The 19,213-nt window shown below is 56.9% G+C and carries 17 protein-coding genes; 7 read left to right on the top strand and 10 right to left on the bottom strand.

Annotated elements, in window-relative coordinates; all coding sequences use genetic code 11:
* Position 1: 1 nt before the first annotated feature.
* On the bottom strand, positions 2-346 hold the full coding sequence (locus tag GV827_RS20560; protein WP_164355695.1) for a phasin family protein: 345 nt from the start codon (positions 344-346) through the stop codon (positions 2-4).
* A 132-nt stretch (positions 347-478) separates the two neighbouring features.
* Between GV827_RS20560 and GV827_RS20555 the strand changes: the two genes are divergently transcribed.
* Positions 479-3,055: a cation-translocating P-type ATPase gene (locus GV827_RS20555; protein WP_164355693.1), complete on the top strand. Its 2,577-nt coding sequence runs from the start codon at positions 479-481 to the stop codon at positions 3,053-3,055.
* Here GV827_RS20555 and GV827_RS20550 read toward each other — a convergent pair.
* A complete protein-coding gene (locus GV827_RS20550; RefSeq protein ID WP_164355691.1) occupies positions 3,043-4,080 on the bottom strand; it encodes a sodium:calcium antiporter in 1,038 nt (345 codons plus the stop codon). The genes GV827_RS20555 and GV827_RS20550 overlap by 13 nt on opposite strands.
* An 81-nt stretch (positions 4,081-4,161) precedes the next feature.
* Here GV827_RS20550 and GV827_RS20545 point away from each other — a divergent pair, with 81 nt between their 5' ends.
* Complete coding sequence (locus GV827_RS20545; RefSeq protein WP_164355689.1) at positions 4,162-4,878, top strand: VIT1/CCC1 transporter family protein; 717 nt, start codon at positions 4,162-4,164, stop codon at positions 4,876-4,878.
* On the opposite strand, the gene GV827_RS20540 is transcribed toward GV827_RS20545, so the two are convergent.
* From GV827_RS20540 to GV827_RS20505, 8 genes are all read right to left on the bottom strand, one after another.
* A complete protein-coding gene (locus GV827_RS20540) occupies positions 4,828-5,328 on the bottom strand; it encodes a universal stress protein (protein ID WP_164355687.1) in 501 nt (166 codons plus the stop codon). The two genes, GV827_RS20545 and GV827_RS20540, sit on opposite strands and share 51 nt — an antisense overlap.
* Positions 5,329-5,367: 39 nt before the next feature.
* Positions 5,368-5,805, bottom strand: coding sequence for a host attachment protein (locus tag GV827_RS20535; protein ID WP_164355685.1), 438 nt, complete (start codon positions 5,803-5,805; stop codon positions 5,368-5,370).
* A 104-nt stretch (positions 5,806-5,909) separates the two neighbouring features.
* Positions 5,910-6,632, bottom strand: coding sequence for a DUF5765 domain-containing protein (locus GV827_RS20530; RefSeq protein ID WP_164355683.1), 723 nt, complete (start codon positions 6,630-6,632; stop codon positions 5,910-5,912).
* 3 nt (positions 6,633-6,635) lie between these two features.
* Positions 6,636-8,444: a SulP family inorganic anion transporter gene (locus tag GV827_RS20525; RefSeq protein WP_164355681.1), complete on the bottom strand. Its 1,809-nt coding sequence runs from the start codon at positions 8,442-8,444 to the stop codon at positions 6,636-6,638.
* Positions 8,441-8,893 carry a TIGR01244 family sulfur transferase gene (locus GV827_RS20520; protein ID WP_164355679.1) on the bottom strand — a complete coding sequence of 151 codons (453 nt, stop codon included), beginning with the start codon at positions 8,891-8,893 and terminating at the stop codon, positions 8,441-8,443. The genes GV827_RS20525 and GV827_RS20520 overlap by 4 nt, the downstream gene beginning before the upstream one ends.
* Before the next feature lie 39 nt (positions 8,894-8,932).
* Positions 8,933-9,814, bottom strand: a complete 882-nt coding sequence (locus tag GV827_RS20515; protein ID WP_235930540.1) for an MBL fold metallo-hydrolase — start codon at positions 9,812-9,814, stop codon at positions 8,933-8,935.
* Positions 9,815-9,998: 184 nt separating this feature from the next.
* Complete coding sequence (locus GV827_RS20510; RefSeq protein ID WP_164355678.1) at positions 9,999-11,144, bottom strand: lytic murein transglycosylase; 1,146 nt, start codon at positions 11,142-11,144, stop codon at positions 9,999-10,001.
* Between the two features lie 127 nt (positions 11,145-11,271).
* A complete protein-coding gene (locus tag GV827_RS20505; RefSeq protein ID WP_164355677.1) occupies positions 11,272-11,739 on the bottom strand; it encodes a CreA family protein in 468 nt (155 codons plus the stop codon).
* Positions 11,740-11,846: 107 nt separating this feature from the next.
* Here GV827_RS20505 and GV827_RS20500 point away from each other — a divergent pair, with 107 nt between their 5' ends.
* The 5 genes from GV827_RS20500 to GV827_RS20480 all read left to right on the top strand — a co-directional run bounded on the left by GV827_RS20500 (position 11,847) and on the right by GV827_RS20480 (position 19,184).
* Positions 11,847-13,082 carry a putative DNA modification/repair radical SAM protein gene (locus GV827_RS20500; protein ID WP_164355676.1) on the top strand — a complete coding sequence of 412 codons (1,236 nt, stop codon included), beginning with the start codon at positions 11,847-11,849 and terminating at the stop codon, positions 13,080-13,082.
* Entirely contained in the window at positions 13,082-14,533 is a 1,452-nt protein-coding gene (locus GV827_RS20495) for a UdgX family uracil-DNA binding protein (RefSeq protein WP_164355675.1), read from the top strand. The genes GV827_RS20500 and GV827_RS20495 overlap by 1 nt, the downstream gene beginning before the upstream one ends.
* Positions 14,534-14,808: 275 nt before the next feature.
* On the top strand, positions 14,809-16,209 hold the full coding sequence (locus GV827_RS20490) for a selenium-binding protein SBP56-related protein (RefSeq protein ID WP_164355674.1): 1,401 nt from the start codon (positions 14,809-14,811) through the stop codon (positions 16,207-16,209).
* Positions 16,210-16,881: a hypothetical protein gene (locus GV827_RS20485; protein ID WP_164355673.1), complete on the top strand. Its 672-nt coding sequence runs from the start codon at positions 16,210-16,212 to the stop codon at positions 16,879-16,881. It begins immediately after the preceding gene.
* A gap of 140 nt (positions 16,882-17,021) precedes the next feature.
* Positions 17,022-19,184: an NAD(P)-binding protein gene (locus tag GV827_RS20480; protein ID WP_164355672.1), complete on the top strand. Its 2,163-nt coding sequence runs from the start codon at positions 17,022-17,024 to the stop codon at positions 19,182-19,184.
* The last annotated feature ends 29 nt before the right edge of the window (positions 19,185-19,213 follow it).

Below are 19,213 nucleotides of genomic sequence, written 5' to 3'. Positions count from 1 at the left end.
CTCAGGAGTTGTCGTCGGATTTTGGCGTGAATGCCTTGTTCGTCATCTCAACGAGCTTTCCGGTTTCAGCCTGATACTGATCTATGGCCTTTTGGAAAAACTGGGCCTGTACGTGCTGCAATTCAGCAACGTTCTTGCAGTTCAGAATCTCATGCTGTGTTTTGACATCTTCTTTGATGCGATCGGCGACAAAGCTGACCATTTCCGCACTCATCTCGCCAATGGCTTCGACCCAAGCGGTGCCCATGCCCATCATATTTGCAAATCCCGCTTCCTGAAGCTGAGTGACCGCTGCCATCGGTGCCTCGGTCGGCGATTGTGTTTCGGTTTCTGTTTTCTTCGACATGTCTCATCCCCTGGTTTGCTGCCAACTGTTTCCAAGGATAACCTGCAAATTGCAGTGCACCTTTGACATCGCTCAATACCCACTGCAGCAAGAGCGGATATCTGCTGTATCGACCCCTTTTGGAGCCTTCATGTGTCCCAAACCCTGCAAGACGGCGGGCTGACCCAAAGCCAGGTTCAGGCGGCACGGGAGTTGGCGGGCTGGAACGAATTGCCAGAAAGCCAGAGCGCCGGGCCGATCAGGGTTCTGCTGCGGCAGTTCTCAAGTTTCCTCGTTCTTATTCTGATCGTTGCCGCCGCAGTCGCACTCGCGCTGGGAGAGCTGATTGACGCGGCCACCATCGGGCTTGTGGTGATTTTGAACGCTGTGCTGGGTTTTGTTCAGGAATGGAAAGCAGAGACGGCGCTGACGGCATTGCGCAAGCTATTGTCACCACAGGCCATGGTACTGCGCGACGGGCAGGAACAGCTGGTTGCCGCCCGTGACATTGTTCCCGGTGACATTTTGGTATTGGCCCCAGGTGCCAAGATTGCCGCGGATGCGGTCTTGGTCCGCGTGGCGGACCTACGCGTGGATGAAAGCATCCTAACCGGCGAATCCGTGCCAGTCGCAAAATCTCAGGATGAAGATAAACGGCAGGTTTATGCGGGGACGTCCGTTACCTCAGGGCGCGCCGAAGCACAGGTGACAGCGACGGCAAGCCGGACTGAGTTTGGCAAGATCGCGCATTTGACGGGGTCGGTTGGGGCAAAGACCACCAATCTGCAAAGCAAACTGGGCCAGCTTGCCCGCCAGCTTGGTCTGGCGGCCCTGCTGGTCGCGGCAGGGGTGGCGGGGCTGGGTATCGTATTGGGCCGCGATCTGACTGAAATGGTCATGACCGGCCTGTCGCTGTCTGTCGCCATGGTGCCCGAAGGTCTGCCTGCGGTGGTAACGATCACGCTTGCGCTTGGGGCCACCGCGATGGTGCGCCAGAACGCATTGGCGCGGCGCTTGCAAGCCGTTGAGACCTTGGGCGCAGCATCGGTCATCTGCACCGACAAAACCGGAACCCTGACCGAAAACAAGATGACGGCGACGCGGATCTGGACATTCGATCAAAGCTACGAGGTGACCGGCACAGGCTATGATCCCGCGGGACACATCGAGGCGGATGGCAAGCGGGTGCGTGCGGCAGATGACCCTATCTTATTGGCGGTTCTGAATACGGGTCTGCATTGCAGCCACGCGCGGCTGGTTCCTGCGGGCAAAACCTGGACCATGGTCGGCGCACCGACCGAAGGTGCCCTGGTGACGTTGGCCTACAAAGGTTGGTGCCCTTTGCCGACAGAGCGTGGCGTTTTGGCCGAAATCCCGTTCAGCAGTGACCGCAAGCGGATGAGCGTCCTGTATCAATCACCAGATGGAACACAGATCCTCACCAAAGGTGCACCAGAGCAGATTCTGGAGATTTGCACGCAGATCCTGAGCCATGATGGCCCGCTTGATCTGACCCCCGCGAGACGACAGTCGATCTCTGACGCCTATGCGACAATGGCGGCGGATGGGTTGCGTGTCATTGCGTTGGCCAGCAGACGTGCGCCGGATCACGTCATTGAGGAAGAAGAGCTGGTGTTCCTGGGACTGGTCGGCTTGATTGACCCGCCCCGTGCCGAAGTGCGTCAGGCAATCGCATCAGCGCAGTCGGCAGGCATCAGGATCGTGATGATTACCGGCGACAGCCCGATCACTGCGGGCGCTATCGCCAAACAATTGTCATTGCAGGTCACCCGCCACCTGACCGGGGCGGAACTGGAGGAATTGGACGACCAGGCATTGCGCACCTTGCTGAACGAAGGTGTGCTGTTCGCACGCACGCGACCGGAACAGAAGATGCGCATCGTTGCTGCCCTTCAGGCGGAAAACCAGATCGTTGCCATGACCGGAGACGGCGTGAATGACGCTCCCGCCCTCAAACAGGCTGACATCGGGGTGTCGATGGGCGTTCGGGGCACTGACGTGGCCCGCGACGCATCTGATCTGGTGTTGCTGGACGATAACTTTGCCACGATCGTGCATGCCATCGGAGAAGGACGCAGGCAGTTTGCAAACGTACAGAAATTCGTGCGCTATCTGCTGTCCTCGAATGCAGGTGAAGTTATTGCGCTGGTGGTGAACATTGCGGTCGGCGGTCCGCTCGTTTTTCTGGCGACGCAAATTCTGTGGATGAACTTGGTGACCGATGGCGTCACTGCCGTTGCTCTGGGTTTGGAGAAGGCAGAGCCGGATCAAATGAACCATCCCCCTCGCCGCAAGGAAACCGCGATCCTTGGGGTCGGCGGTATTGTGACGATTATCCTGCTTGGGACCTACACTGGACTGTCTAGCCTGTGGATCTTTTTTCAGTTGCTTGATCAGGGGGTCGAGCTGGCCCGGACCACTGCCTTTACCGCGATGGTCGTCTTCGAAAAGGTCAGCGTTTTTGCCTTCCGTTCACTGAGATTGAGCAATTTCCGCGTAGGCTGGTTCAGCAACCCATTTCTGCTTATCGCATTGGTGGTGACCATCGGGGCGCAAATGATGGCAGTATATTGGCCGCCGCTTCAGGTCTTGCTGCGGACAGTACCGATTGGTGTCGCGGAATGGCAGTGGATCGGGCTTTTTGCCCTGCCGATCCTGATCGTGCCGGAGATACTCAAGATGATTTGGCCTAACGTTCAGCGAACATAGTAATAGGCCAAAAGGCTACCTATGAACACGATGAGCACGAGAATGGAATCCAGTCCAATCGGACCCCACTTTGGCTTGCGACGCACAATCAGGCCGATCAGATAGATAGCTGTGACAGCGATCCCGAAGGAAAGGGCCATGCTGACCGTCTGCGATGTGTTCTGAAGGATTGGACCTGACCGGAACAGGACGTCTGCCGGGAAAACCAGCACCAGCATGATCAGGTTACTGCCAAAGATGTTCGATATCGCCATCGTGTAGGCGCCAATCCGAACGGCGGTGATGCTGGTCGTCAGTTCGGGCAGTGACGTGGCCCCCGCCAGAAGCGTCACACCAATGAAACCTGTACCCAGCCCCGATTGATCCGCGATCCGCTCTGCACACAGAACCAGCAACAGGCCAAAGACAAGGATCGCCGCACATGCTGCGACTGATTGCAGGATCAGTGCGTGGTTTCCACGCTCAGCCAGCCCGGTTGGTGCCGGAAAAGGAAGAGGATCGGGATCCGGCAAATCCACCGGCACCCAATCGGTTGAGTCATCATACCGACGCAAGATCCAGATCGCACCGGCATAAGTCAGCGCGATGAACACACTGCCAAGCCCAACTCCTGCCATCACAAACGTCTCTCCAAGGTGGACGACAATCAATGTGATCGACAGCAAGAGCACAAGCAATGTCGCCTCAAGAGCGTGATTGGCCTTGCGCGGGTAATTGGTGATCGCCCCCCGCGCCCAGAAATCAGACATCGCAAGGATCGCGGTTTGCAGAGTGATGCCGCCAAACAGATTGTTCAGCACCAGATCGCTTGCCTGTTGCACCGCGGCTGTCAGGGTTGTCGCGACCTCTGGCAAAGACGTGGCCAGCGAAAGGATCAGCAGCCCTACAAGGGATTTGGCCAATTTATAGCGATCTGCCAGCGAATCCACCAAATAGGCCAACCGCGCACCGGCATACCAAACGATTGTCGCGCAAAGCGCGAAAAGCAGCATGGTCTGATACAAGGACGTCGCGGGCAGGGTCATGGCTTTGAATAACAAACCGGTACGTTGAATTGCTTGATCTGGCTCAATGCAGGTGCTGCACTGTCAGTTCAGTTTGGCGTCATGTCAAAAGAACATGGTCACAGCCCCGAAGAAATCGCAGCACGTCTCACAGCAGATACGCGCGGCACCTATTTGAGAGACATGATATACGGTGGGATTGATGGGGCGGTAACGACCTTTGCCATTGTCGCCGGGGTCGAGGGCGCCGGGCTGCCGCATGGCATTATTCTGGCCCTCGGCATCGCGAACATCCTCGCGGACGGCTTTTCAATGGCAGCGGGCAACTATTCAGGCACCAAGGCCGAATTGGATGATCGCCGGCGCATTGTTAAGATTGAGGAAAACCATATCAAACATCACCGCGATGGAGAGCTTGAGGAACTCAGGCAGATACTTGAACAGCGCGGACTGTCCGGGCCGGTCTTGGATCAGGCAACAGCCGAGATAGCGCGTGACAAAGATAAATGGATATCTTTGATGCTGACCTACGAATATGGGTTGAGCTACGAAGAACCGCACCCCATGCGCGCCGCACTGGCAACTTTTGCTGCTTTCCTGGCGGCCGGATCAATCCCCTTGATGCCTTTCGTTCTTGCCATTCCCAACGCGTTTCAAGTGTCGATCTTTGCGACACTACTGACCTTTTTTCTGATCGGCACTGGAAAAAGCCGTTGGTCCTTGGCGAAATGGTGGTGGTCAGGCGGTGAAACCCTGATGATCGGGGCGCTAGCCGCCATTATCGCCTACGGGGTGGGGGGCCTCTTTCATACCGGGTAGTTGCCGAGGCACAGACATACAGGCACATTTCGCATAATGATTGATGGCTTGGGTCGTGCTGCCAAGAACCAGACTGCTAAGACTGCTCAAACCACGTCGCCCGGTCACAATCAGATCAGCGCCAATCTCATCGGCATAGGCCAGAATTTCAGTAGCAGCATCACCGTAGGGCATGTGCGTTTCGACCATTTTACAGCCCACCTCCTTGGCGATGGCAAGGCCAGCGTCAAGCACGCGTTGTCCCGCCGCCTCGACCTCTGGGAAAGTGAGCGTTGTCCTGTCTTGACCCTGCTCGCTTTCGGGCTGGTCCTCATAGTCTTCAGTGTCAGCGTGCAGCACATGCACAAGGGTCACCGTTCCAGAGTATACCTTTGCCAGATCACACCCTATCCGTGCTGCGGTCTTGGCCTTTTCGGACCCGTCAAGGCCCACGATGATTTGTCTGAACATCTTTGACCCTTTCCGGCCCGATTGAGGGGAAGCCTTGCTTCAGACGGCGATGACCTCGCCAATCTGGCGTTCCAATGCGTCCATGGGCTGTGCTGAAAGATCCTTGGCGATTTCACCAGCTATCGCCGGGACCAGCGAGTCGTCGATTTTCGAGCGCAGAAGCCCCAGCATTTTTGGCCCCGCAACAAGGATAAGGCGGTCGAACTTCTTGGCCGTGAAAGCCTTGGCCAGCGCGTCGCAAACCTCCTTGGCAAGCCCCATCTCGGCCTTGTGCTGCGGGTCTTTTTGTTCAACCGCTGATTTGCCCGGCCCTGCGATACTGTGGCCGACACCGGCCTCGTCGCGCGGCAGTTCCACCGGTTCGGCCTGCCATGTCTGACCTTCGACCAAGTGCACTCCTTTACCGGGTCCACGGTTCTCTGCAAGGCTGACTTCTCTTGAATTTGCCAAAACAATCCATGTGACAAGCTGCTTCATCGTTTTCTCCTGTGTGCTCACAACTTCATCTGTTTCGCAGATCACACTCAAGCCGACTTGACGAAGATCAATCCGTTTGCGCAGTTCTCCGCTTTGCAACGTTCTCAGACCGTAACACCCCACCACGTCTTTGTACTGACAGAGCGGCGCACGAGCGGACTGAGGCTGATGAAAAGGATTGCAATTGAGAACAGGCACCAGACTGCCGGCATCTCATTTGGATCATTGGTGAGGGTCCAGGCCAGTATCGGACCGCTGACAAGATGGACCAGCACGAAGCGCCATGCCCCATAGATCAATGGCAAGACAAAGGCTGCCACCATGTAGGACGGAAAGCCGGACTGGAACCCAATGGCCCGTTCGAACGGGACCAGCAAACCATTATAGGGGATGTCCCACGCGATATGCCATGAACCCGAGACTGTGCAAAACTGCTCTCCACACAGTGGTGTGCCCGGCACGCATTGGCCAAAGGCATTGATCTGCAATAGTTGCGCCAACATTATTGCAGCCGACACAGCACATAAGCCAAACACCCAAATTCGCATCCGCTGCTTCACTGGTTCGGGCACAAGTTCCATGGCGAAAAGGTTGATGATCAGAGGCTGAAAAGCAATGTGCAGGTATGACAGGACAGTCACGGTTCTGTTGGAGGCGGTATTGCATTGATCCAGCACGCCGTAACCGGCCAGTTGCAGCCCTTCCATCACGGTGAAATAGCCCAGCGCCACCCAGATCGCGGGCGCTTGTTTCTGGCGATAGGCAACGCCGGTCGCCACGGTTCCGGCGACAACCATGGCAGCGGATGCCTCAACGCTCCAGCACATGTTCTATCCTCCTGCGAAACGCGCTGCTCTGCTTGGGGCAGCCGGCTCCGCACTGGCTGTCAGGCCTGGTTGTTCCGATACAAGTGCTTCGAATGCGTCGAATTGTGACAGGAACACCGCCCCTGTCAAATGCTCCAGAAAATCGCCGCGCTGCAGCCGATCCATGACAGGGCCCTTGACCTCGGACAGAGACAGGGTGATGCCCATTTCCTTGAGGCGGGTATTGATGCCCTCAAGCGTTTCAAGTGCGCTGAGATCTATCTCGTTCACTGCAGAGCACATCAGAACGACGTGCTTGAGGGCCTTGTCGTCAATAACGCGATCATAGATGTAATCTTCAAGGAATCGCGCATTCGCGAAATAGAGGCTTTGATCAATGCGCAGGCTTAGCACCGTCGGATCGGTCAGCACCCTGTGTCGGTGGATATTCCGAAAATGCTCAGTCCCCCGGACCAGCCCAACTTCGGCCACATGCGGGCGCGCGGTGTCATAGAGGAACAGCATAATCGACAGCAAAACACCCGCAGTCACGCCGATTTCTACGCCAAAAAGCAGGGTCAGCAGCATGGTTGCGGCGACCGCCCAGAAATCGCGCTTTGAATAGGCCCAGCTATGCCGGAGCGTTTTGAAATCGACAAGAGACAGCACAGCCACGATGATCGTCGCGGCCAGCGTTGCATTGGGCAGGAAAAAGATCAGCGGCGTCAGAAACAAGGCCGCCACCGCCAATCCGACAGCAGTGAAGGCACCAGCCGCTGGCGTCTCTGCCCCTGCATCGAAGTTGACAACAGAGCGTGAAAAGCCGCCTGTCACCGGGAAGCCACCGGTCAGGGAGGCGCCGATATTTGCTGCGCCCAAGCCGATAAGCTCCTGATCGGGATCAATCCGCTGGCGTTTCTTGGCCGCGAGTGTCTGAGCGACGGAGATCGATTCAACAAAGCCGATAATGGAAATCAGCAACGCTGGCATAAAGAGGGCCGAGAGTAAGTCCAAGGACAGATCAGGCATGGTAAATGGCGGCAGGCTTTGCGGCACGGCCCCAACGATGCGCACCCCTTTGTCGTCCAGGCCAAGCTGCCAGACCAGCATGGTCGTCACAACGACTGCCAGAACCGGTCCTGCCTTGGTTACGAAATCGGCCATCTTTCCGGGCAGTCCCAGCCTGATCAGCAGCGGCTTGAGCCCGCTGCGCACCCAGAACAGGAACACCGTCGCACTCACCCCGATGATGAGTGTAATCACATTGAAACTGGTTAGATGGGAAACAAGGCTGCCAAGCAGTTCAACCAGCGTGTGCCCCTTGGCATCGACGCCCAAGATGTGCTTGAGCTGGCTTGCCGCGATCAGCAGGCCGGAGGCCGTGATGAAACCCGATATCACCGGGTGCGACAGGAAGTTCGCGACAAAACCCAGACGCAGCAGCCCCATCGCAACCAGAATGACACCCGACAGCCCCGCAAGGGTTAGGGCGGCGGTGGCGTAGCCCACGTCATGCGTTGCTGTCACATTGCCGATTGCCGCCGCCGTCATCAGCGAAACCACCGCCACCGGCCCCACCGCAAGGGACCGGCTGGTGCCGAAAACGCTGTAAAGAATAATTGGCACGATGGAGGCGTAAAGGCCTGCCTCAGGGGGCAGGCCAGCCAAAAGCGCATAGGCGAGCGATTGCGGGATCAGCATGATCGTCACAATCACAGCAGCAATCAGATCGTTGGTTGCAGTTTCCGCGCTATAGGTTCGGATCCAGCCCAGCGCGGGAATGTACCGCGCCAGGCTGAAGGCTTTGCTTTTCGGTGCAACCCGGGTTGTCACCTCTTTACACCGGTGCTGGTAGCACTTGGCCCCGATGACCCGATTGCCGCGTGCAAGACGGGTGCCACATCATAGCCCGCCCGGCCGGTCGCACTGATGATTTCTTCAAGGGACATCTCGTTTTCCTGCGCGAGCGACCACAGGATCGCGGACCTTGTGCCAGTGCGGCAATAGGCGAGGATTGGCTTTGGCAAATCTGCCAAAGCACGTCTGAAGGCGGCCACATCAGCTTCTGCAACCGGCGCCCCCCTTATCGGAATGCTCAGGGTCTCCATGCCAAGCTCCTGGGCCTTTCCTGCCAATTCAAAGAAAACCGGCTGGCCGGCTTCTTCACCGTCGGGACGGTTGCAGATGATTGATCTGAAACCTTCCTCTCGGACGGCGGCCAGATCAGCCTCTGTGATCTGTGGAGAGACCGAAAAATCGTCAGTGATATTGCGAATGTCCATGAGAGTCTCCTTTTGGACCTGGACTGAAACGAATGACGATCAGATGACGTTGACCGGGACCTTGAGCATCGGCTTGCCGTCCTCGGTCTTTGGCACGTCACCGGCCCGCATGTTCACCTGCAGGGACGGCAGGATCAGTTTTGGCACGGCCAGCGTCGCGTCACGCTCTTCACGGAACTTGATAAAGTCCTCGCGCGAGGTGCCCTTGCCGACATGAATGTTCTCGGCCTTTTCCGTCGCAACCGTGGTTTCCCAGAGGATCTCGCGGCCACCCGGCCCGTAGTCATGGCACATGAACAGACGCATATCGTCCGGCAATGCCAGCACCTTCTGGATGGAATCGTAAAGCTGCCCTGCGTCGCCGCCGGGGAAATCAGCCCGCGCCGATCCGCCGTCTGGCATGAACAAGGTGTCGCCCACGAATGCCGCGTCACCGATCACATGAACCATGCAGGCAGGCGTGTGACCGGGCGTGTGGATCGCGAAAGCGGTCATGCCGCCGATCTGATAGGTGTCGCCGTCCTTGAAAAGCCGGTCGAATTGCGAGCCGTCGCGCTGGAATTCGGTGCCCTCGTTGAAGACTTTACCAAATGTCTCCTGCACCACGGTGATCTGATCACCGATCCCGATCTTTCCGCCCAGTTTTCCCTGTATATAGGGCGCGGCGGACAGGTGATCAGCGTGCACGTGGGTCTCGATCAGCCATTCCAGCCTGAGGTTGTTCTGTTGAATATAGTCGATGATTTCATCTGCGTGTTCATAGGTGATCCGTCCGGCGGCATAGTCGATATCCATGACGGAATCGACGACGGCACAGGCATCGGAGGCCGGATCTTTGACAACATAGCTGATGGTATTGGTTTGCGGGTCAAAGAATGCTTTGACGTCCGGTTTGACTTCCATGTTAACGGGGTACTGCATACGTTTTCTCCATCGTTGAGTTGACCCATACCTAAGGCCGAAACAGTCGCCCTTCAGTGACTTGGTCACCATCCTATGGATGGTCTCCAACAGGATTGAGAAAAATCAACCTCGCGCAGCAATTCGCGCCGCTGACATAATCAACGGCGCGATCCGGCCTGTGAATTGATCTGATTTTTCGTGGTCAGCCCAGAGAGCGCAGCAACTCTGGCGAAGGATCACCTGTTTCTGGCAATCCGATGCTGGACTGATATGCGGTGATCGCTTTGCGACTTTTGGGTCCGATCACCCCATCGGTGCCATCGGTGTCAAATCCGCGTGCGGTAAGGCGTTGTTGCAGCCGGACCCGGTCGTCCTTCGTCAAACCATATTTATCTGGCGGGAAGCTTGCGCGGATCGGGCCGCCCCCTGCAATCCGGTCCGCCAGATGGCCCACGCCAATCGCATAGCTATCTGAATTATTGTATCGTTTGATCACGCGGAAATTGCGGGTCACGGCAAACTGTGGACCGCCGGGTTGCGGTTGAATGACAGAACCGGCAGGTGCGCCATTGCCAACTTCGCCGCCCCATTTCACGCCTTTTGCCCAGCCGTTGCGCGACAGGTAGGCAGCCGTGGATGCCAAGGAATCCGCCGGGTTATCCGACCAAATGTCGCGGCGACCGTCGCCGTCAAAGTCTACAGCAAAGGCCTGGTAGGAGGTTGGGATAAACTGCGTATGGCCCATCGCTCCGGCCCATGACCCTTTGAGATTTTGGGCTGTTGTGTCACCGCTTTGCAGAATCTTGAGTGCGGCGACCAACTGTTTTTCGAAAAACGCGCCGCGCCGCCCATCGAAGGCAAGCGTCGAGGTTGAGGACACGACCGGAACACTCCCGCGCCGCTCCCCATAAAAGCTTTCCAATCCCCAGACTGCCGTCACGATCTCGGCTGGCACGCCATAGCGCGCCTCAACCGCCGCCAGAGTGCTGCGGTGACGCTCAAAGGCGGCACGGCCCTTGGACACACGTTCGTCCGACGCAGCGATGGCAAGGTAGTCCTCCAGCGTCCGGGTGAATTCAGTCTGGTTGCGGTCCCGCCGGACGACACCAGGCAGATAACCTGCGCCCCGGAAGCCCGCATTCAGCGTTGAAGAGGATACCCCCTGCCCTGCTGCGCGGTCGCGGAAGCTGGCGACCCAACTGTCGTATGCGGCATTGCGAACAGGTCGCAGATCAGCAGGTAATCCGCCCGCATCTGCAGTGGTTCTAGGGCCAAGAGCCCCGCCCCCGCAGGCAGTCAGACTTAGGGCGCCAAGGCCCAGAAGGGTGGTACGGCGATTAAGATTCATCTGCTCTGATCCTTATGGATTTTTTCGGCAGACTATCGCATCTCTCATGTCGCGCAAAGGAGGGTTTCAGCCTGACTTCTGGGATCGGCGAAAAATTGGCAGAGCCGCCAAAGGCCTCTCTGCCGGCCTATTTGCTTCCTGAGTAAAGCGGCACGGTAGACATCGACATCTTGGCCGAGCCGTTCTGCACATCGCGCGCATGGCTGATGTAGATCAGCGTGTTGTTCTCTTCGTCAAAGATACGCTTGACCCGCAAAGATTTGAAAATGATCGATCGGCGTTCGCTGAACACATTCTCACCCTTATCGCCCCGTGCAATGTCGCCAATCCTGATTGGGCCGGTCTGGCGGCAGGATATCGAGGAGTTTGAAGGGTCTTCAAACCAGTTGCCCTTTTGCAGGCGGTCAATAATGCCACGTTCAAAGTATGAGATGTGGCATGTCACGCCTTCCACCTCTGGATCGGCCAGCGCCTCTACGATGATGTCGTTGCCAAGCCAGTCAACATCAACAGAACCCACCTCTTCGGCGGAAGTGGCAGTGGAAAAGCACAAAATCGCAGATGAAATAAGCGGCAAAATCATTTTCTTGGACATACCGCTGAACGTCTGACCTGGACTTTTGTTCCCAAGAAAAACGGCAAGTCGCCGCGTTATGTTTCTATCTTGTTGCTCTTGGCGGATTTGGAACATATCAAGAACATATGTCAAAGATGACCCTCCAAGAAAAGCTTGCTCTGCTCAGTGACGCCGCGAAGTATGACGCGTCATGCGCCTCATCAGGCACGTCCAAGCGCGACAGCAGCGATGGCAAAGGGCTGGGCAGCACCGAGGGATCGGGAATTTGCCACGCCTATGCGCCCGATGGGCGTTGCATTTCCTTGCTGAAAATCCTGATGACGAACTTTTGCATCTACGATTGCGCATATTGCATCAATCGCGTGTCGTCGAACGTTCAGCGTGCAAGGTTTTCAGTGGAAGAGGTCGTGCATCTGACGACAGAGTTTTATCGCCGCAATTACATTGAGGGGCTCTTCCTGTCTTCGGGCATCATCAAATCGCCGGATGACACGATGGCGGACATGGTCCGGATCGCGCGGGAATTGCGGCACACACATCATTTCCGAGGTTATATTCACCTCAAGACGATCCCTGATGCTGCGCCCGAACTCATCGAAGAAGCGGGTATGCTGGCGGATCGTTTGTCAATGAACATCGAACTACCGACAGACGCTGGGATAAGAACTTATGCACCGGAAAAGAACCCCGATGAAATTCGCCGCGCAATGGGCAACGTCCGGCTGCGAAAAGAGGAGTTGAAGGCGCCAACCTACCGGGGCCGCAAGGCGCCCAAGTTCGCCCCTGCAGGACAATCGACGCAATTGATCGTCGGGGCGGACGGGTCAAACGACCGGACGATCCTGCAAAGCTCCTCAAGACTTTATTCGTCTTACAAGCTAAAGCGCGTTTATTACTCTGCGTTTTCGCCCATTCCTGACAGCACGGCAAAGCTGCCTCTGATCAAACCGCCGCTGGTGCGCGAGCATCGGCTGTATCAGGCTGATTGGCTGTTGCGATTCTATGGCTTTGAAGCCGAAGAGATCGCGCCGGATCAGGGGACCGGCATGCTTGATCTGGAAGTTGATCCCAAACTCGCCTGGGCGCTGGCGAACCGCCACGCTTTTCCGGTTGATGTGAACCGTGCAACCAAGGATATGCTGCTGCGCGTGCCGGGGTTTGGCACAAAATCGGTGGGTCGCATCCTGTCTGCGCGGCGAAATGGGGCGCTTGGCTACGACGACTTGCGCCGCATCGGCGCGTCCGTGCGCAAGGCGAAACCGTTCATTATCGCACGTGACTGGCGACCGGGATCGCTGACGGATGCAGAAAATCTGCGGGCACGATTTGCTACGCCCGCCGAACAACTGCAGCTGTTTTGATGCACAGGATCGAACTGCCGCGGCTGGGCACGTTTGACGCCTGGCGCGATGCGGCACGCAAACTGGCGGGCAGTGGCGTTGGTTTCGATCAGGTGAGCTGGTGCTTTGAGGGTACCGATGCGACCCTGTTTGATGGTGCGCAGCCCCCCTTGCCGGACAAAGCGACGTGGCAAATCACCGTGCCGAAAGACTTTCCACCGCTTGCAAAGCTATTGTGCGCAAGCCGCGCACCCGGCGCGTTTGATCTTGCCTACAGGCTTCTTTTACGGGTGTCAGATGCACCTTCCCTATTGCGAAACCGTGCAGACAAAGACGTGGGGCACGCCGAAAGCATCGCGAAGAATATCCGCCGCGACATGCACAAGATGAAAGCGTTCGTGCGCTTTCGCGAGGTAACGCCAAAGGGTGCGAACCGGCGTCAGTTCATTTCTTGGTTCGAACCAGACCACCGAATCGAAGAGCTGATCGCAGGCTTTTTCGTGCGCAGGTTCGGGGACATGGATTGGGTCATCGTCACCCCTGAAGTCACAACGCGTTTCGAGGGCGGGGCGCTTTCGCAAGAAGCAGTCCGAAGCGAGAGGCTGGACCTGACTGATGAAACGGAAAAACTCTGGCAAACCTATTACGCCAATATCTTCAACCCCGCGCGGCTGAAGGTCAAAGCGATGCAGTCGGAGATGCCCAAGAAATACTGGAAGAACCTGCCCGAAGCCGAATTGATCCCCGGATTGATCGCCAAGGCAGAGGCGCAAGTGGCCCAGATGCAAGCCGCAACACCAACCCTGCCGCCTGTGCGCGCCGCAAGGGTCCTCGACAGATTGCATCATCCGGACCTGCCACCCAGGGATGACAGCCCAGAGAATCTGGAAAGAGAATTGAGAGGCTGCGCCAGCTGTCCTCTGGCTGCGACTGCCACCCAAGCGGTGCCGGGTGAAGGGCCGATGTCAGCTGCGCTGATGATCGTTGGAGAGCAACCGGGCGACCAGGAAGACTTGGCGGGTCGCCCGTTTGTCGGACCAGCAGGACAGCTCTTTGATCGAGTTGCGGCAAAGGTTGGGCTGGACCTGCAGGACGCCTACGTCACCAACGCGGTCAAACATTTCAAATTTCAGGTCCGCGGCAAACGCCGCATTCATCAAAGTCCGAATGCAAGTGAAGTCAGCCACTGCCGCTGGTGGCTTGATCGGGAAATCACACAGGTCAATCCCAAGCTGATTGTTGCGATGGGGGCAACGGCTGCGCTGGCGCTGACCGGGAATGCCAAGGGGATTCTGAAACGTCGAGGAAAGATCGAGACAGGGCTACACGGCGTTCGTGTTCTTATCACCCTACATCCGTCGGCCTTGCTGCGTCAGCCAGACCCCGACTTGCAGCAAAAACAGATGGCCCATTTTCACGAAGACCTTGCGACTGCGGCACGAATGTCTGTGCAACTGGCAGAGGATAATTAGGCCTGAAAACCAGGTCTGAAATGCCGTCCCGAAACAGCAAGAATTCTATCGTATCGGGAATCGTTTTTTCTGTTAGGGTCACGAAATGCACGGGGCTTGCGACCGGTCAGCGTGGCTATAGGTCACACAGATTGGCGCAAACTGCACGCCGAACCCACAAGGGCGGTTCAGAACGATTTGGGCTATTTCGCCCCATTGTGTCAGCGTCTTTGCTACGGCGCGGCGCAGATAATGACCCGGAAACCGGGCAACCAATTTCAATAGGGAGGAAAGATATGAACCTTAGACCAGACCCGACATTTCACGCATCACCCAAATTGGCGATGCAGGCACCGGTCGAAAATTACGCCTTTACCGTGATGCTCAGCCCGGATGGCTCGCAATCGGACGGGATTGCCGTGGTAGACGTGAACCCGAAGTCGGACAAGTATGGCCAGATTGTCCATCAGGTTATCGTGCCCAATAAAGGCGACGAGTTTCACCATTTTGGCTGGAACGCCTGTTCGTCCTCACTTTCGCCCCTTACCGGTCACGCATTTCTGGAAAGGCGCTATCTGATTGTTCCCGGCATCAGGTCTTCCCGCATTTACGTGATCGACGTGAAAGAGCCGCTGAAGGCGAAAATCCACAAGATTATTGAACCTGAGGAAGTGTTTGAGAAAACCGGTTACTCACGCCCGCATACGATTCATTGCGGTCCCGAAGGCATCTATGTCTCCACACTTGGTGGCGGTGGCGAGGACGGCACCGACGGCCCCCCCGGTATCTTCATCATGGATTGCGAAACCTTTGAAATCATCGGCCGCTACGAAATGGACCGGGGCAAGCAGGACAAGCATTACGATTTCTGGTGGAACCTGCCGCAGGACTACATGGTCAGCTCCGAATGGGGCCTGCCGCCGCAGTTCGAAAACGGGATCGTGGCCGAAGACCTGCTGAGCAATAAATACGGACATTCGATCCATTTTTGGGATTTGCGCGCGCGCAAGAATATCCAGACCATCGACCTTGGTGAAAACCACCAGATGGCGCTGGAAATCCGGCCCGCACATGATCCGACGAAATCTTATGGCTTTTGCGGTGTCGTCGTAGACACGACAAATCTTCAAGGCGCGATCTTTACTTGGTGGCGCGATGACGATGGCAAATGGCAGGCGAAAAAGACGATCACGATTGATCCGCGCCCTGAAAAGGCTGAGAACCTGCCGCCCCTGTTGCAAGGGTTCGAAGCTGTGCCACCGCTGGTCACGGACATCGACCTGAGCCTTGATGACAAGTACCTGTATGTCGCCTGCTGGGGACTGGGGGAAATGCATCAGTATGATGTATCGGACCCGATGAACCCCAAACTGGCGGGCAAGGTTGAGGTCGGCGGGATTGCGCGCGGTGCGGACCACCCCAATGGCAAACCTTTTGCTTATGGTCCCCAGATGGTCGAGATCAGCCGCGATGGCAAACGCGTCTACTGGACCAACTCGCTCTATTCCACTTGGGACGATCAGTTCTACCCGGACAGCGAAGGCGGCCAGATGGTGATGGCGAACGTCGGCGAGAACGGTGGGATCGAACTCGACAAGGACTTCTACATCGACTTCCCAAAGGGGCTGCGATCCCACCAGATCAGGCTTGAAGGCGGCGACTGCTCCACTGACAGCTTTTGTTATCCATCTGTCTAAATGACGCCAGACATCACATCGATGGCGGCCCTTTGGGGGGCCGTCATTTTTTCTGGGCTGTATCATGGCATCAATCCCGGCATGGGCTGGCCGCTGGCTGTCTCTGCCGCTCTGATGGAGCGACGGCACGCTGCCATGCCAAAGGCGCTTGCGATGCTGGCGTTTGGCCATTTCCTTGCGATGATCGCGATATTGCTGCCGTTTTCCCTGATGATCTTTCTGGTCGACTGGCAGATCGAAATCCGCGTGGGCGCGGGCCTTTTGGTCATCGCCATGGGCATCTATCTGGTGATCAACCGGAAACACCCCAAGTTTCTTGCCCGCGTTCATCCGGCGCGATTGGCACTTTGGTCCTTTCTGGCTGCGATGGCCCATGGGGCGGGATTGATGCTGGTCCCTATCTTTCTGGGCCTCTGCGCTGTCGGCGCAGATGAAACAGGCCATCTGGCAGCGCAGGCCTTGATGGGTGACAACGTGGTGACCGCCTTTGCCGTCGCACTGGCGCATACGTTGGCCATGACAATCGCGGGAGGGATAATCGCTGTTGTCATCTACGTTTGGCTTGGACTGAAATTCCTTTCAAGAACTTGGTTCAACCTTGATCTGGTCTGGGCGCTTAGCCTGATCGCAGTCGGCACCTTCGGGATCACATCCGCCATCGCCGGTCACTAGACCATAGAGGTCGCAATTTTCCAGAAAAACAACCGTGGGTCGGTAGCGGCATCGCAATAAACCCAGATGCCGGCAGCAAATTCTTGCCGGTCCTCAATTGTGTGCTAGTCTGAACGGTGGCGAGGGTGGTGTAACTACATATGGTGAAAAAGAAAAAAGTAGCCATTATCGGCGGAGGGTGTGCGAGTGTCGCAGCAGCCCTTGAGTTGACGCGCGCCCAGCATAACGGTGAATTCGAGGTTACGCTGTACCAGACCGGCTGGCGATTGGGCGGTAAAGGGGCGTCGGGGCGCGACGCTGAGACCGGACGGATCGAAGAACACGGGCTGCACCTGTGGATGGGGTTCTATGAAAACGCCTTTCGGATGATGCGCGAGTGTTATGCCGAACTTGATCGCCCTGCAGATCATCCGATGCGCACGTGGCAGGATGCTTTTGTGCCCGACAACTTTGTTGGTGTGACCGAACAGCTGGGCACCAATCAGTGGACGAACTGGGCGGCCTATTTCCCACCGGCTGCCGGATTGCCTGGTGATCCGCTGTCAGATCGGAACCCGTTTTCCGTCCGCGGATATCTGACGCGCTGTGTCCTGCTGGTGCGCACTCTGGTCCTGAGTGTTCAGGATAATAGGGCGGAACCCGTCCCCGGCGCGGGGGAAAGCCTGCCTGCTGCCGTCTCAGCCCTGGTCAACAGCCTTTTGCATTCTGTCCGGACCGACAAAAAGGCGTTTGCCGCGCGCACACTCAAGTACGGGCAACTGGCTGTCGGTGCCATTATCCTTGAGGCGATCAAGACGCTTCAGATGGCGATTGATGTCGTGACCTCTCGCAAGGAAGAGAAAAAGGCCGCATCACTTCTGGATCAGTTGGCCCTCGTGGTGAAACACCAGTTCGATCTGCTCATCGCCTCAGATCCTGAAGTGCGACGGATCTGGGAAATCGTCGATGTTGTATTGGCAATCATCCGAGGCGTCCTGCGGGATGGTCTGCTGTTTGCCTCCAACGGGTTTGAAGCAATTGATCATTATGACTGGCGCGAGTGGCTGGAACGCAATGGCGCCAGCAAGGCATCGCTGAACAGCGGCTTTATTCGCGGGTCATATGACCTGTTGTTCGCGTTCGAGGACGGCAATATCGAAAAACCGAGCCTTGCAGCGGGCCAGGCCCTGCGCGGGGCACTGCGCATGTTTTTCACCTACCGCGGGGCGCTGTTCTGGAAAATGCAGGCGGGCATGGGGGATATCGTGTTTACCCCCGCCTATGAGGTGCTGAAGAAACGCGGTGTAAAATTCGAGTTCTTTCACAAGTTGGAAAATGTGGTACTGTCAGAGGACAAATCCCACGTTGCCGCCTTGGACATGCGCATTCAGGCCAAGACGAAAAAGGGCGTGGACTACGATCCGCTGGTCGATGTCAAAGGATTGGGCTGCTGGCCCAGCAGGCCTCTGTATGACCAGCTTGCGAACGGTGCTGCGCTGAAGAAACAAGACTGGAACCCCGAAGCCTTTGGCGATGATCGGGCGGTCGGAAGCAAGACCCTCAAGGTCACCGAAGATTTTGACTACGTCGTTTTGGGCATTGGTCTGGGTGCCGTGCCAGAGGTCTGTTCCGAGTTGATCGCGGCAGATACGGACTGGCGGCAAATGACCGACAAAGTCAAATCAGTCGCCACGCAGGCCTTTCAGGTTTGGCTAAACAAGCCTGTTGAAGACTTGGGCTGGGATCTGCCGCCGATCAATATCTCAGGCTATGTCGAGCCCTTTGATACATGGGCCGATATGCGACAGCTGATCCACCGCGAAGACTGGGAAACGCCACCACAGGCGATTGCCTATTTCTGCAGCGTTCTGCCCGATGCAGAGGTGTTCGAAGACGGCGATACGTCCACCCCGCCCCAAGGTGCGCACAAACTGGTGCGCGACAACGCTATTCAGTTTCTGGACCGCGACGTGGGGTACTTCTGGCCTAAGGCGGTCAGTTCAGAAGGATTTGACTGGAGCCTTTTGCACGCTAGCGCATCAGAAGAAGGCGCCACCGAAGGGCCGGATCGTTTTGAAAGCCAGTTCTGGACCGCGAACATCGTACCGACAGACAGATACATTCTGTCCCTGCCCGATACCCTCCAATACCGCATCTCGCCCTTGGCGAACCATTTTGACAACCTGACGATTGCCGGAGACTGGACCGACTGTGGCCATCAGGCAGGATGCGTCGAAGCAGCGGTGATGTCGGGTCTGCTGGCCGCGTCGGCCTTGTCGGGCTACCCGCGCCTCGAACACATCATCGGTTACGATCATCCGTGACCTGAGCAAGAAGGATTGCAAAGCAGATT

Source organism: Sulfitobacter sediminilitoris (assembly GCF_010667575.1).
Classification (GTDB): Bacteria; Pseudomonadota; Alphaproteobacteria; order Rhodobacterales; family Rhodobacteraceae; genus Sulfitobacter; species Sulfitobacter sediminilitoris.
The sequence above is the reverse complement of the archived record's forward strand: the minus strand, read 5'-3'. Positions and strand labels throughout refer to the sequence as shown.

What these genes read in the sequence shown, in the direction of transcription:
- GV827_RS20560 (WP_164355695.1), bottom strand. Translation starts at nt 346, where the DNA reads ATGTCGAAGAAAACAGAAACCGAAACACAATCGCCGACCGAGGCACCG.
- GV827_RS20550 (WP_164355691.1), bottom strand. Translation starts at nt 4,080, where the DNA reads ATGACCCTGCCCGCGACGTCCTTGTATCAGACCATGCTGCTTTTCGCG.
- GV827_RS20545 (WP_164355689.1), top strand. Translation starts at nt 4,162, where the DNA reads ATGTCAAAAGAACATGGTCACAGCCCCGAAGAAATCGCAGCACGTCTC.
- GV827_RS20540 (WP_164355687.1), bottom strand. Translation starts at nt 5,328, where the DNA reads ATGTTCAGACAAATCATCGTGGGCCTTGACGGGTCCGAAAAGGCCAAG.
- GV827_RS20535 (WP_164355685.1), bottom strand. Translation starts at nt 5,805, where the DNA reads ATGAAGCAGCTTGTCACATGGATTGTTTTGGCAAATTCAAGAGAAGTC.
- GV827_RS20530 (WP_164355683.1), bottom strand. Translation starts at nt 6,632, where the DNA reads ATGTGCTGGAGCGTTGAGGCATCCGCTGCCATGGTTGTCGCCGGAACC.
- GV827_RS20520 (WP_164355679.1), bottom strand. Translation starts at nt 8,893, where the DNA reads ATGGACATTCGCAATATCACTGACGATTTTTCGGTCTCTCCACAGATC.
- GV827_RS20515 (WP_235930540.1), bottom strand. Translation starts at nt 9,814, where the DNA reads ATGCAGTACCCCGTTAACATGGAAGTCAAACCGGACGTCAAAGCATTC.
- GV827_RS20510 (WP_164355678.1), bottom strand. Translation starts at nt 11,144, where the DNA reads ATGAATCTTAATCGCCGTACCACCCTTCTGGGCCTTGGCGCCCTAAGT.
- GV827_RS20505 (WP_164355677.1), bottom strand. Translation starts at nt 11,739, where the DNA reads ATGTCCAAGAAAATGATTTTGCCGCTTATTTCATCTGCGATTTTGTGC.
- GV827_RS20500 (WP_164355676.1), top strand. Translation starts at nt 11,847, where the DNA reads ATGTCAAAGATGACCCTCCAAGAAAAGCTTGCTCTGCTCAGTGACGCC.
- GV827_RS20495 (WP_164355675.1), top strand. Translation starts at nt 13,082, where the DNA reads ATGCACAGGATCGAACTGCCGCGGCTGGGCACGTTTGACGCCTGGCGC.
- GV827_RS20490 (WP_164355674.1), top strand. Translation starts at nt 14,809, where the DNA reads ATGAACCTTAGACCAGACCCGACATTTCACGCATCACCCAAATTGGCG.
- GV827_RS20485 (WP_164355673.1), top strand. Translation starts at nt 16,210, where the DNA reads ATGACGCCAGACATCACATCGATGGCGGCCCTTTGGGGGGCCGTCATT.
- GV827_RS20480 (WP_164355672.1), top strand. Translation starts at nt 17,022, where the DNA reads ATGGTGAAAAAGAAAAAAGTAGCCATTATCGGCGGAGGGTGTGCGAGT.